The organism is Pseudomonas sp. Irchel s3a10 (assembly GCF_900187525.1).
Classification (GTDB): domain Bacteria; phylum Pseudomonadota; class Gammaproteobacteria; order Pseudomonadales; family Pseudomonadaceae; genus Aquipseudomonas; species Aquipseudomonas koreensis_G.
This window is the reverse complement of the sequence record NZ_FYDR01000011.1, coordinates 87,979-101,285: the sequence shown is the minus strand read 5'-3', so window position 1 is coordinate 101,285 and position 13,307 is coordinate 87,979. Positions and strand designations below refer to the sequence as shown.

Genomic DNA, 13,307 nt, shown 5'->3' with positions numbered 1-13,307 from the left:
CTTGATGGGGAGGAGGACTACGTCTGCCTGCGATTTATCCTGCAATGACGCCAGTCTCAGCGTCGGAAAAGTCGCCAACTACCCGGATTCATTGACTTTTCCCACCTGATTATCAGACTTTCTGGCGTGGCGGAATCGGCAAAAGCAACCATCCTTTCTCTGCACTCGAAACACTTCGATAAGTTAAGGTCTGCGGAGAAAGAATGGACACTACCAATTTGCAACTCACGGATTACCTGCAGGCGCTTCAGGTGACGTTGAAGAGTCACCATGAGGGTTGTCGCATCGTGATGCTTGAGGCAGGGGCGGATACTCAGGAGTTCGACCGGTTTATCGATCGGCAATTTCGGCTTCGGTTGCAGCATTACATGCTGACTTCACGGGCGCGGATGCTCGAAACCAGACTGGCGATAAAGTCGCGCAGTACCCATTTTCTGCTGTATCGACACGATCAACTGTTGGCGGTATTGAGAGCGACTCCGGCACCGTTCGAGTGGGTATCGCTGGCGCAGCAACATGTTTCACCCACGGTGGCGCTGTCGCGCCATGTCGAATTCAGTCGCTTGATCTCGTACACGCCCAATCAGTTGCCCATCGCGGTCAACGGTCTGCTGGCGGCCGCTACCGAGTGGGCCATTAAACGCGGTTATAACGGGGTAACCGCGTTGTGCAGATCGCAACAGCTGCGCTTCTACCAGCGTTTCGGCCTGATGCCGATCGCCTCCAATGCCCTGCATATCGACCAGCGCGCACGCGGCGATTACTGGGTGTTGTCAGCCGAGTGGCGGCAAATTCTCGCGGCGGTCCAACAGCCTGATCCGGCGGTTGGCCACGTGGTGCAGAAACCGTTGGAGTGTCATCTGCCGAGGTGCTGAACGCGTTCGAACTGACTTGCCAGCCGTGGGTTTGCAACCCTGACTGGCAAGACGTCGAAGGTTGGTCAGGGCAACAGGATGGTCGAGCCGGTGGTGCGTCGTGCCGACAGTTCGGTCTGCGCTTTCGCCGCATCAGCCAGTGGATAGCGCTGGCTGATGTCGACCTTGAGCTTGCCACTGATGATCATCTCGAACAGCTCGTCGGCCATGCGCTGCAGGTTCTCGGCGTTGTTGGCGTAGGTGGCAAGGGTCGGGCGGGTCACGTACAGCGAGCCCTTGGCCGAAAGAATCCCCAGATTCACCCCGTCCACCGCACCGGAGGCGTTGCCGAAACTAACCACCAGACCACGCGGCGAGACGCTGTCGAGCGAGGTCAGCCAGGTGTCCTTGCCGACGCCGTCATAGACCACCGGGACTTTCTTGCCGTCAGTCAGCTCCAGCACCCGTTGTGCCACGTTTTCGTGGCTGTAATCGATGGTTGCCCAGGCGCCGTTGGCTTTGGCCAGTTCGGCTTTTTCCTTCGAGCTGACCGTGCCGATCAGCTTCACGCCCAGTGCCTTGGCCCATTGGCAGGCCAGCGAACCGACACCCCCGGCAGCGGCGTGGAACAGAATGGTTTCGCCGCCCTTGAGTTCATAGGTCTGGCGCAGCAGGTACTGCACGGTGAGGCCCTTGAGCATGACCCCGGCAGCGGTCTCGAAGCTGATTTCGTCCGGCAGCTTCACCAGATTGGCTTCGGGCAGGGTGTGCAACTGGCTGTAGGCGCCCAGCGGGCCGCTGCCATATGCCACGCGATCACCGACCTTGAACCGGGTGACGTCGCTGCCCACCGCATCGACGATGCCGGCGCCTTCCGCGCCGAGGCCGGACGGCAAGGCTGGCGGGGCATACAGACCGCTGCGGTAATAGGTGTCGATGAAGTTCAGGCCGATCGCCTTGTTCGCCACCCGCACCTGATTCGGGCCAGGCGCGGCGGGTTCATAGTCAACAAACTCGAGCACTTCGGGACCGCCGTGGGCGCGGAACTGGATACGCTTTGCCATCTGCCTGCTCTCCTTGGTTCGTTTGTAAGCCCCCTATCCAACTCCCCTGCTTGATCTTCGTCAACTGCGGCGCGCAGGTTTGCGGTGTTATGCTACGCGCCCATTTGCGCCGCCCCCTGCCTGCGGGGCGCCCGCGTAGTTATGCCCGATTCAAGGTGAAGCCATGACGACCCGCACCGACGCCGTAAAGGCCTATCTGCTCGACCTGCAAGACCGCATCTGCGCCGCGCTGGAAACCGAGGACGGCGGCACGCGCTTCGTCGAAGACGCCTGGACCCGGCCTGCCGGTGGTGGCGGTCGTACCCGCGTGATCGAAAACGGTACGGTGATCGAAAAGGGCGGCGTCAATTTCTCCCACGTGTTCGGCAGTGGTCTGCCGCCGTCGGCCAGCGCCCATCGTCCGGAACTGGCCGGGCGCGGTTTCGAAGCCCTCGGCGTGTCGCTGGTGATCCATCCGCACAACCCGCATGTGCCGACGTCCCACGCCAACGTGCGCTTTTTCATCGCCGAGAAGGAAGGTGAAGAACCGGTCTGGTGGTTCGGCGGCGGCTTCGACCTGACCCCGTATTACGGCAACGAAGAAGACTGCATCCACTGGCACCGCGTCGCCGAGCAGGCCTGCGCGCCGTTCGGGCCGGACGTCTACCCGCGTTACAAGGCCTGGTGCGACACCTACTTCCACATCAAGCATCGCCACGAACCGCGCGGCATTGGCGGGCTGTTCTTCGACGACCTGAACGAGTGGGACTTCGACACCAGTTTCGCCTTCATGCGCGCCATCGGTGATGCCTACATCGACGCTTACCTGCCCATCGTGCAGCGCCGCAAGCACGAGTCGTTCACCGCCAAACAGCGTGAATTTCAGGAATTTCGCCGTGGCCGCTACGTCGAGTTCAACCTGGTGTATGACCGCGGCACCCTGTTCGGCCTGCAATCGGGCGGGCGTACCGAGTCGATCCTCATGTCGTTGCCGCCGCAAGTGCGCTGGGCCTATGACTTCAAGGCCGAACCCGGCAGCGAAGAAGCGCGCCTGACCGACTACTTCCTGCAAGACCGTGACTGGCTGGCCCAGGCCTGAGGACTGCTGATGGATCGTTACGTCGTTTTCGGTAACCCGATCGGCCACAGCAAGTCGCCGATGATTCATAAACTGTTCGCCGAGCAGACCGGTCAGCGCCTCGACTACAGCACCCTGCTGGCGCCGCTTGACGACTTCAGCGCCTGCGCCATGGCGTTCTTCCAGGACGGTCGCGGCGCTAACGTCACTGTGCCGTTCAAGGAAGAAGCCTTTCGCCTGGCCAACAGCCTGACCGCTCGCGCGCAACGGGCTGGTGCGGTGAACACCTTGAGCAAACTGGCTGACGGTTCGCTGCTGGGTGACAACACCGACGGCGCCGGACTGGTGCGCGACCTGACGGTGAATGCCGGGTTCAGCCTGACCGGTAAACGCATCCTGTTGCTCGGCGCTGGCGGTGCGGTGCGTGGCGCGCTGGAGCCGTTGCTGGCGGAGAAGCCGGCATCGGTGATCATCGCCAATCGTACGGTGGACAAGGCCGAGCTGCTGGCGGAGTTGTTCTGTGATCTGGGGCCGGTGTCGGCCAGTGGTTTCGACTGGTTGCAGGAGCCGGTGGACGTGATCATCAACGCCACCTCCGCCAGCCTCACCGGCGACGTGCCGCCGATTGCAGCGAGCCTGATCGAGCCGGGCCAGACTCTGTGCTACGACATGATGTACGGCAAAGAGCCGACCGCATTCTGCCGTTGGGCCAGCGAGCATGGCGCGGCAGTGTCGATGGATGGTCTGGGGATGCTGGCTGAACAGGCGGCCGAGGCGTTTTACCTGTGGCGCGGGGTGCGTCCGGATACGACGCCGGTGCTGGCCGAACTACGACGGCAGTTGGCGCAGTAACCCTTGTAGGAGTGAGCCTGCTCGCGATAGCGGAGTGTCAGACACAAATGTTTCAACTGATACTCCGCTATCGCGAGCAGGCTCACTCCTACAGAGGTATGCGGTGTTTGTTGGATCAATCCTCAAATCGGATCGGGCATTTCTCTGGCCCTTCCAGCTTCCGCAACTCCTCGACCACCTGCGGCCGCGCCCGGCGCAGGGTCAGGCTGCGATTCTGACGCAGCAGGCGCCGCGCTTCCTGATGCAGCATCTCCACCCCCGAATAATCGATGAAGTTGATCTGCTGCGCCTCGATCACCACCCGCGTACCGTGCAGCCGTTGCAGGCGCACTTGCAGATAATGGCTGGCGCCGAAGAAGATCGAGCCGCCGACCCGCAGCACGTCCTCCTCACCTTCGCGCGAATGCTGCACCCGCGGTTGCGAAGTGCGTTTGAGGTAGAAGAACAGCGAGGCCAGCACCCCGGCATAAATCGCCGTCTGCAACTCCAGCAGCAGCGTGGCGAGGCAGGTCAGCGCCATGACCACGAACTCGGCACGGCTGACCCGCAGCAACGAACGAATCCCGCGATGATCCACCAGCCCCCAGGCGATCAGCAGAATGCTCCCGGCCATCGCCGGAATCGGAATGTGTGAAATCAGCCCGGCGCCGAAAATCGCGAATAGCGCGACCCAGATCGCCGAAAACACCCCAGCCAGCGGCGAACAGGCACCCGCCTCGTAACTCAGGCCTGAGCGGGTGAACGAACCGGCGGAAAGCGAGCCGGAAAAGAACGCCCCGACGATGTTCGACAAACCCTGTGCGCGGACTTCCTGGTTGGCATCGAGCAACTGCTGCGAACGTGCAGCAATCGAACGGGCAATCGACAGACTCGTCACCAGCCCGAGCATGCCCACCGCCACGGCGCTCGGCAGCAAACGCAGAATCAGATCCAGATCCAGCGGCAGCGCACTGAACGGCGGCAAACGCCCGACAAAGGCGCTGACCAGATGCACATGGCCGAACATCGACGGCCATAACCACACCACCGCGCTGCCCAGCACCAGAGTTATCAACAGGGTCGGCCAGCGCGGCAGCAGTTGTCTGAGCACGAAGCCGACCAGCACCGTGGCCACACCCAATACCAGTGAAGGTTTATCCACAGCCCGCAGGTGTTGCAGCAGCTCCATCAGGCTGGCCAGCGCCGTGGCTTTCGCCGGCAGATCCAGCCCCAGCAAATTCGGCAACTGGCCGATGGCGATCACCACCGCCGCGCCGAGGGTGAAGCCAAGCACCACGGAATGCGAGACGAAATTCACCAGTGCGCCGAAGCGCAGCAGGCCGAGCAGCCACTGGAAAATCCCGGCCAGAAAGCTCAACAGCAGGATCAGCGTGATGTAGTCCTGCGACGCCGGCACGGCCAAGGGACTGACGCTGGCATACAGCACAATCGAAATCGCCGCGGTCGGGCCGCAGATCAGATGCCACGACGAACCCCACAGGCAGGCAATCAGCACCGGGATGATCGCGGCGTAAAGACCATACTCCGGCGGCAGGCCGGCGATCAGCGCGTAGGCGATCGACTGCGGTAACGCGAGAATCGCTCCGCTCAGGCCAACGACCAGATCCCGGCCGACGCTGGCGCGGGTTTGCCGGGGCAGCCAGGTCAGGAAGGGAAAGAGTGAGCGGCGGCTGGGCAGGGCCATGGGTCCTCGCGGGCGGGTTTTGTTCAAGGTTATCAGGGTGCCAGGGTAAAGGCCCTCACCCTAACCCTCTCCCGGAGGGAGAGGGGACTGACCGAGGTGAAAGAGGGAAGTACGTCGACCTGAGATATCCAGTCGAACTCAGGTTCTGAACAGCATAAAGATCGGCTCCCTTCCCCCTCGCCCCCTCTGGGGGAGAGGGCTGGGGTGAGGGGGCAAAAATCTCAAGCCGAGCAAAATTGAAAGCCTCCCCACGGTCAAAGCTTTGCCTTTACAGCCGCCAAAGCATCCTTGCCATCCACGGTCTTCACCCCCTCCAGCCACTTGTCCAGCACCGCCGGATTGGCCTTGATCCACGCCTTCACCGCCTCGGCATTGCTGACTTTCTTGTTCACCACTTCAGCCATGATGCTGTTCTCCATGTCCTGGGTGAACGTCAGGTTGGTCAGCAACTTGCCCACGTTCGGGCAGGCCTCGGCGTAGCCTTTGCGCGTCAGGGTGTAGACGCTGCCGGTGTCGCCGAAATACTTCTCGCCGCCCTTGAGGTAATGCATCTTCAGCTGCACGTTCATCGGGTGTGGGGTCCAGCCGAGGAAAGTGACGAATTTCTGTTTCTTCACTGCTCGCGAAACTTCAGCGAGCATCGCCTGTTCGCTGGATTCGATCAGCTTCCACTGGCCAAGGTCGAAGTCGTTTTTCTTGATGATTTCCTGCAGCGAGATGTTCGCGGGTGCGCCGGAACCGATGCCGTAGATTTTCTTCTCGAATTTGTCGGCGTATTTGTTCAGGTCGGCAAAGTTATGCACACCAGCGTCCCACACATAATCCGGGACTGCCAGGGTGAACTCGGTGCCGTCGAGGTTCTTCGCCAATTGCGTGACGTCACCGGTGGCGACGAACTTGTCGTAGAAGCCCTGCTGCGCCGGCATCCAGTTGCCGAGAAAGACATCCACCTGACCATCCTTTAAACCGCCGAAAGTGATCGGCACCGCGAGGGTGTCAACCTTGGCCTTGTAGCCCATGCCATCCAGCAGAAACCCGGTGATGGCGTTGGTCGCGGCGATGTCGCTCCAGCCCGGGTCGGCCATTTTCACCGTTTCGCAGCTTTGCTCGGCGAATGCCGAGGCGCTGCGCAGAGCCAGCAGGCCAATCGTCAGTGCTGTGGATAACTTGCGCATGGACTTCCCCTTACATTATTGGTTTTGGCAGGGTTGTGGATAACGGGCCTTGCGCTCCAGATCGTCGAGGTCGATGTGGTTGCGCATGTACTGCTGACTGGCGTCCACCAGCGGCTGGTGATCCCAGCTCTTCAGCTTGCCGATGGTCAGAGCATCGGCAACAAAACGACGGCGGCGCTGGCTGGCGAGCACTTCGCGGTGAATCGCCGGGATGTCCCACTTGGCGCGCGCTTCGGCGAGAAAATCGTCGAACAGCTGGCGATGTTGCGGCGACTGGCTGAGTTCTTCCAGTTCACGCGGATCGTTGTGCACATCGAAGAGTAGGCACGGGTCGCTTTCACTGTAGATAAATTTGTACGCGCCGCGCCGGATCATCATCAACGGGCTGACAGTGCCTTCGGCCATGTATTCGCCGAACACTTCGTCATGCCCGCCCTGCCCTTGCAGATGCGCCAGCAGCGAGCGGCCATCTAGCGGCAGACCCGGTTCCAGGGTGCCGCCGGCCAGTTCGACGAAGGTCGGCAACAGGTCGGCGGTGGACACCGCGGCGCTGACCCGGCCGGCAGTGAATTGTCCCGGCGCACTGATCAGCAGCGGCACCCGTGCGGACATCTCGAACCAGTGCATTTTGTACCAGAGACCCTTCTCGCCAAGCATGTCGCCGTGGTCGCCGGAGAAGACAATGATGGTGTCATCGATCAACCCGGTTTCTTCGAGGGTTTGCAGAAGTTTGCCGACGTTGGCGTCGATATAGCTGCAAGCACCGAAGTACGCCCGGCGTGCATCGCGGATCTTATCCACAGGCAGCGGCTTGTCCCACAGGTCGTAGACCTTGAGCAGGCGTTGTGAGTGCGGATCGAGGGAGTGTTGTTCGGGGGTTGTCGGTAACGGGATGTCGCTATCGTCGTACAAATCCCAAAATGCCTTGGGAATTGTGTACGGGTCGTGTGGGTGCGTCATCGACACGGTCAGGCAGAACGGCTGGTCGCCGTCCTCGCGAATATGGTCGAACAGGTATTGCTGGGCCTTGAACACCACCTCTTCATCGAAGTCGAGCTGGTTGGTGCGCACGCACGGACCAGCCTGCAGCACCGACGACATGTTGTGATACCAGCTCGGCCGCACATCCGGCTCGTCCCAGTTCACCGCCCAGCCGTAGTCGGCCGGGTAGATGTCGCTGGTCAGGCGCTCTTCGTAGCCGTGCAATTGATCCGGGCCGCAGAAATGCATCTTGCCCGACAGCGCGGTGCGGTAGCCGAGGCGGCGTAGGTAGTGGGCGTAGGTCGGAATGTCGGCGGGGAAATCGGCGGCGTTGTCGTAGGCGCCGATCTTGCTCGGCAGTTGGCCACTGACCAGGGTGAAGCGCGACGGCGCGCACAGCGGACTGTTGCAGTAAGCGGCATCGAAAACCACGCCCTGAGCGGCGAGGCGCGAAAGATTCGGCAGTTTGATCGGCGACGGCCCGTAGATCGGCAACATTGGCGCAGCCATTTGATCGGCCATGATGAAAAGAATGTTCTTGCGCTTCATGTGATCGCGGCATTCCATAGTGAATATTTATGCGACATTGCTGCGATCGAGCATGGAGTCCATGCTCTGTCCGGTAAAGCCCGCGCCGGACAATGACTAGGATAAGCACAGCTTATGTATGAAGCCCTCGGCAACCTGTCTCTCGACCTGTTGCGCGCCTTCGAAGCAGCGGCCCGTCATCGCAGCTTTACCGCTGCGGCGGTTGAGCTGGGCACCACGCAGCCGGCGATCAGCCAGCAGATCAAGCGTCTGGAAGAACAGCTGGGCTCGCGATTGTTTGATCGGATCTACCGCGGGATCGAACTGACCGAGGGCGGAGCAATCCTGTTCGAGCAGGTTCAGCTCGGTTTGCAACATATCGACGCAGGATTGAGTGCGATCAGTACGCAGCAACAACACGAGGTGTTGCAGGTCGCTACCGATTTCGCCTTCGCTGCGTACTGGCTGATGCCACGCCTTCATCGCTTCCACGAAGCCAACCCGAACGTCGATGTCAGCCTGGTCACCAGCGAGCGCAGCCACAACATGCTGCGCACCGATATCGATGTAGCGATCCTGTTCGGCGACGGGCGCTTTAAACAGGGCGAAAGCCATTGGCTCTTCAGCGAGGAAGTGTTTCCGGTGTGCAGTCCGCAATTGCTCAAGGACCGGCCCCTGCCCTTGCCCACCCAGGCGTTGCTGGAGCTGCCACTGCTGCACTTGCGCGGGGAAAACAGCAGCAACTGGTTTGACTGGAGCGGGCTGTTTCGCGAACTGGGCATCAGCACCCCGCCGGCGCCGGGTCAACTACGTTTCGACAATTACACGCTGTTGATTCAAGCGGCGATTGGCGGTCAGGGTGTCGCGATCGGCTGGCGTCACCTTGTGGATAACTTGCTGAGCCAAGGCTTGCTGTGTCGGCCGATCGCCGAGGCCACGTTGTCACGCCTGGGTTATTACGTGGTGCCGCCGCAACGCAAACGCCGAGGCGCGTTGATTCAGCAGTTTGTCGACTGGTTGATGGCCGAGCAGGCGAGTAGCGCCGAATCTCTGACGGGAATGGCGCTGCCGTCGATTGCGGTTTGAAGAGCAAAAGATCGCAGCCGCGTTACAAATGCAGGAGCTGCCGCAGGCTGCGATCTTTTTACGTATCTGACGTCGCCACAAAATTCACATGCTGCCCCACATGCAGATTCAACCGCAGCTCATCGGCAATCCCCACCGCGACCCGGTTCAGCCGTTCCAGCGGCTCAGCCAGCCCTGGCTCAAGATTGCCGCCCACCTGACTGAAATGCTCAATCGTCAGCCCCGCCACCCCGCGGGGCGCGTTGACCAGCGTCCAGTGCAGCGGGCTGCTTTGCAGGGCTTCGCGGATTTCTTCGGCAGCGTGGCGTTGCAGTGGATCGCCCAGATCCGGCTCGTCGAGCACGGCAAAATCCCCCACCAGAAACAGCCGCGAGACATTGGCCATTTGCAGGCCGTCGATCAATGCATCGACCGCCAAAACCTGTTCCACCGGGCCGAGCACCACGGACCTTTCCACATGGTCGCTGTTGAACGGCAGACCCGGTGCGTCCAACAAGCAGATCACTGCCGAGCTGCCCGCTACGCTCTGCTTGACCCGCTCGGCATCGAACAGATCGCCGCTTTTGGTGCGCAGGCCCGGACGTGGTGCGAGTACGTTCAAATCGTCGAGAATCGCGATGACTTCGTGCTGCCGACGCAGCAATTCAGCCATCAACGCACCGCCCAGGCTGGCCATGGCACCATAGAGCACCACTTTCACCGTTGGGGTTTCGGCATTTTTCATGGCTGATCCTTTTTGTTATCCCTTGTATGGCGTGTGACATACGGGCAACGCCGAGGGTTCGAACCGATTTCCGAGGGTTTCAGATGCAAGCGATCAAGGGTTACCACGCCCACGTCTATTTCGACGCCGACACCATCGACCAGGCGCGCGCGTTGTGTGAGCAGGCCGCGCAGTTGTTTCCATTGAAGATGGGCCGCGTCCATGAACGTCCGGTCGGCCCGCATCCGGATTGGAGCTGCCAGTTGGCCTTCGGCCCGGAGCTGATCGGTGAGGTGTTGCCGTGGCTGGCGCTCAATCGCAAAGGTCTGGTGGTGTTTCTCCACCCGGACACTGGCGATGACTTGCTCGATCACACCGAGCACGCCATCTGGATGGGCGCGATGCGGCCGCTGGACCTGTCTATTTTCTGATCAAAGAGTTTCTTCGGGCTCGCCCGGAAGATGCTCGTCGAGGTGCAGCCAGGGCAATTGGCTGTCGGTCCAGATATGCCGCTCGGCTGGTGCCAACTCCGGGTGATCCAGCGTGGCGATCGTCACATCGATACTCTCGGAACTGAGCTGGGTCACCAATGCCAACTGCGCGCCGCACTGCGCACAGAAGTACCGCGCGCAACTGCTCGACGAGTCGTAGCGCGATGGCGTGCCACTCAGCCATCGGAAGCCGGCCGCCGGAACCGTGATCCACGTAGTGACGATCCCGCCGCTGACCTTGCGGCAGATCGAGCAGTGGCAGTGGGCAATGTTGTGCAATGGCCCGCTGAACTGATAGCGGATATGTCCGCAATGGCAGCCACCACTGTGCACTTCCTCCATGTCCCTGCCCTCCCGTCCCCGAATTTGTTGACTCTAGCCGCATCCGACAGCCGGTTGGCGATTCGCCCGAAGCTTTCGTCAGCGAAAGGTAGCTGAAAGGTTGCCCGATTAGGATCGCGGCCACTACCGGCAACAGACCGGTTGGCCAACGCGTGTGATCGCTCGCACGTCAGGCCCAATTAACAACAACAATGGTGATTCTGATGTCCTCTGTAGCCCGCCCCCTAGCTGTCACTCCGTCCGTACGTCTCGTGCTTCCCGTTCTGCGCTGATCCCTCCGATCCGCTCACTCAATTAGCCGCGCTACGCCTGGAGTAATCTCATGCTGACTTTCCTTGGCTTCGCCATGGTCATCACGTTCATGTTCCTGATCATGACCAAGCGCCTGTCTGCGCTGATCGCCCTGATCATCATCCCGATCCTGTTCGCCCTGTTCGGCGGCTTCGCGCCGAAGATCGGCCCGATGATGCTCGAAGGCATTACCAAGCTTGCGCCGACCGGCGTGATGCTGATGTTCGCCATTCTGTACTTCGCCCTGATGATCGACTCCGGCCTGTTCGACCCGGCCGTGCGCAAGATCCTCAAACTGGTCAAGGGTGACCCGCTGAAAGTTTCGGTCGGTACCGCCGTGCTGGCGCTCGTCGTTTCCCTCGATGGTGACGGCGCGACCACTTACATGATCTGCGTGGCCGCCATGCTGCCGCTGTACAGCCGCATCGGCATGAGCCCGCGGATCATGGCCGGTCTGATCATCCTCGCCGGTGGCGTGATGAACATGACCCCGTGGGGCGGCCCGACCGCTCGTGCCGCCAGTGCGCTGCACGTCGACCCGTCGGACATCTTCGTGCCGATGATCCCGGCGATGGCCGCCGGTGTGGTGGCGATCCTGATCATTGCCTACTTCTACGGCAAACGTGAGCGTGCGCGTCTGGGCGAGCTGCACCTGATCGGCGACGAGATCGACCACAGCGAAATCAGCGTCTCGCAGTTCCCCGATGCCCGTCGTCCGAAGCTGATCTGGTTCAACGGTCTGCTGACCCTGGCGCTGATGTGCACCCTGATCGCCGGCCTGCTGCCGCTGCCGGTGCTGTTCATGGTGGCGTTCAGTATCGCGATGATCGTCAACTACCCATGCCTGCAAATGCAGAAGGACCGCGTTGCGGCCCACGCCGGCAGCGTGCTGTCGGTGGTCAGTCTGATTTTCGCTGCGGGTATCTTCACCGGTATCCTGTCCGGAACCGGCATGGTCGACGCCATGTCGAAAAGTCTGCTGGCAGTGATTCCGGATTTCCTCGGCCCGTACCTGGCGGTGATCACGGCGCTGGTGAGCATGCCGTTCACGTTCTTCATGTCGAACGACGCGTTCTACTACGGCGTGTTGCCGGTGCTTTCGGAAGCGGCCAGCCATTACGGCATTACCGCGGTGGAAATGGCCCGTGCCTCGATCGTCGGTCAGCCCGTCCACTTGCTCAGCCCGCTGGTGCCGTCGACGTACCTGCTGGTGGCGCTGGCCGGTATCGAGTTCGGTGACCACCAGCGTTTCACTCTGAAGTGGGCAGTGCTGGTCTGCCTGTGCATACTGGTGGCCGCCTTGCTGCTGGGGACGTTCCCGCTGTTCAGCACGTTGTAACGGCATTCACTCACCATGACGCCAGCTGCTTGCTGGCGTCATGGTTTAACACTCGCTCAAAGGAATACACATGGATTGGCTGACCAACCCCGAAATCTGGGTTGCCTTCTTAACCCTGACCGCCCTGGAAATCGTTCTGGGCATCGATAACATCATCATGATTTCGATCCTGGTCAGCCGCATGCCCAAGCACATGCAGCAGCGCACGCGGATCTTCGGCCTGGGCCTGGCGATGATCACGCGGATCCTGTTGCTGCTGTCGATCACCTGGGTCATGCGCCTCACCGCCGACCTGTTCGTGGTGTTCGGCCAGGGCATTTCCGGCCGCGATCTGATCCTGTTCTTCGGTGGCCTGTTCCTGCTGTGGAAGAGCTCGCAGGAGATGTACCACGCGCTGGAAGGCGAAGACGAAACAGGCGACGAGCCTTCGGGCAAGGGCGGCAACTTCCTCTACACCATCATCCAGATCGCGATCATCGACATCGTGTTCTCGCTGGACTCGGTGATCACCGCCGTCGGCATGGTCTCCCATGTGCCGGTGATGGTCGCGGCAATCGTCGTCGCCGTGCTGGTGATGATGGCGGCCTCGGGCAAAATCAGCGAGTTCATCGACAAGCACCCGTCGCTGAAGATGCTGGCGCTGTCGTTCCTGCTGGTGGTCGGTACCGTACTGATCGCCGAGTCGTTCGACGTGCACGTACCGAAGGGCTACGTCTACTTCGCCATGGCGTTCTCGCTGGCGGTGGAAGCGATCAACATCAAACTGCGCGGCGCGATGGCCAAGAAGAAACAGCAACAGGATCCGGTGAAACTGCGCAAGGACGTGCCGGGGCAGTAACCCGGCAGTCCAGCAACACGCA

The 13,307-nt window shown here is 61.1% G+C and carries 13 protein-coding genes; 7 read left to right on the top strand and 6 right to left on the bottom strand.

Annotated features, from left to right (window positions below):
• The first annotated feature begins 203 nt into the window (after positions 1-203).
• Positions 204-875, top strand: coding sequence for a hypothetical protein (locus CKW11_RS24685; protein WP_095139776.1), 672 nt, complete (start codon positions 204-206; stop codon positions 873-875).
• A gap of 65 nt (positions 876-940) precedes the next feature.
• Here CKW11_RS24685 and CKW11_RS24680 read toward each other — a convergent pair whose 3' ends face one another.
• Positions 941-1,918 (bottom strand): NADPH:quinone reductase, encoded by a 978-nt coding sequence (locus tag CKW11_RS24680; RefSeq protein ID WP_095139775.1) that lies wholly within the window; start codon positions 1,916-1,918, stop codon positions 941-943.
• 163 nt (positions 1,919-2,081) lie between these two features.
• Here CKW11_RS24680 and hemF point away from each other — a divergent pair, with 163 nt between their 5' ends.
• Complete coding sequence (hemF, locus tag CKW11_RS24675) at positions 2,082-2,996, top strand: oxygen-dependent coproporphyrinogen oxidase (RefSeq protein WP_095139774.1); 915 nt, start codon at positions 2,082-2,084, stop codon at positions 2,994-2,996.
• 9 nt (positions 2,997-3,005) lie between these two features.
• Complete coding sequence (aroE, locus tag CKW11_RS24670) at positions 3,006-3,827, top strand: shikimate dehydrogenase (RefSeq protein WP_095139773.1); 822 nt, start codon at positions 3,006-3,008, stop codon at positions 3,825-3,827.
• Between the two features lie 115 nt (positions 3,828-3,942).
• Here aroE and CKW11_RS24665 read toward each other — a convergent pair whose 3' ends face one another.
• From CKW11_RS24665 to betC, 3 genes are all read right to left on the bottom strand, one after another.
• Complete coding sequence (locus CKW11_RS24665; protein ID WP_095139772.1) at positions 3,943-5,511, bottom strand: SulP family inorganic anion transporter; 1,569 nt, start codon at positions 5,509-5,511, stop codon at positions 3,943-3,945.
• A 254-nt stretch (positions 5,512-5,765) separates the two neighbouring features.
• The gene (gene choX / locus CKW11_RS24660; RefSeq protein ID WP_095139771.1) at positions 5,766-6,686 is read right to left on the bottom strand and encodes a choline ABC transporter substrate-binding protein; all 921 of its coding nucleotides are present in this window, start codon (positions 6,684-6,686) and stop codon (positions 5,766-5,768) included.
• A gap of 15 nt (positions 6,687-6,701) precedes the next feature.
• Positions 6,702-8,216, bottom strand: a complete 1,515-nt coding sequence (gene betC / locus CKW11_RS24655; RefSeq protein WP_095139770.1) for a choline-sulfatase — start codon at positions 8,214-8,216, stop codon at positions 6,702-6,704.
• Positions 8,217-8,330: 114 nt separating this feature from the next.
• Here betC and CKW11_RS24650 point away from each other — a divergent pair, with 114 nt between their 5' ends.
• Positions 8,331-9,281, top strand: a complete 951-nt coding sequence (locus CKW11_RS24650) for a LysR family transcriptional regulator (protein WP_095139769.1) — start codon at positions 8,331-8,333, stop codon at positions 9,279-9,281.
• Between the two features lie 58 nt (positions 9,282-9,339).
• Here the strand turns inward: CKW11_RS24650 and CKW11_RS24645 are convergent, their stop codons facing one another.
• Positions 9,340-10,005: an NAD(P)-dependent oxidoreductase gene (locus tag CKW11_RS24645; protein ID WP_095139768.1), complete on the bottom strand. Its 666-nt coding sequence runs from the start codon at positions 10,003-10,005 to the stop codon at positions 9,340-9,342.
• An 83-nt stretch (positions 10,006-10,088) separates the two neighbouring features.
• On the opposite strand from CKW11_RS24645, the gene CKW11_RS24640 reads away from it, so the two are divergent.
• Complete coding sequence (locus CKW11_RS24640; protein ID WP_095139767.1) at positions 10,089-10,415, top strand: DOPA 4,5-dioxygenase family protein; 327 nt, start codon at positions 10,089-10,091, stop codon at positions 10,413-10,415.
• Here CKW11_RS24640 and CKW11_RS24635 read toward each other — a convergent pair whose 3' ends face one another.
• Positions 10,416-10,817, bottom strand: coding sequence for a GFA family protein (locus CKW11_RS24635; RefSeq protein WP_095139766.1), 402 nt, complete (start codon positions 10,815-10,817; stop codon positions 10,416-10,418).
• 322 nt (positions 10,818-11,139) lie between these two features.
• Here CKW11_RS24635 and CKW11_RS24630 point away from each other — a divergent pair, with 322 nt between their 5' ends.
• Positions 11,140-12,447 (top strand): CitMHS family transporter, encoded by a 1,308-nt coding sequence (locus CKW11_RS24630; protein WP_007954069.1) that lies wholly within the window; start codon positions 11,140-11,142, stop codon positions 12,445-12,447.
• A gap of 70 nt (positions 12,448-12,517) precedes the next feature.
• On the top strand, positions 12,518-13,285 hold the full coding sequence (locus tag CKW11_RS24625; RefSeq protein ID WP_095139765.1) for a TerC family protein: 768 nt from the start codon (positions 12,518-12,520) through the stop codon (positions 13,283-13,285).
• Positions 13,286-13,307: the final 22 nt, after the last annotated feature.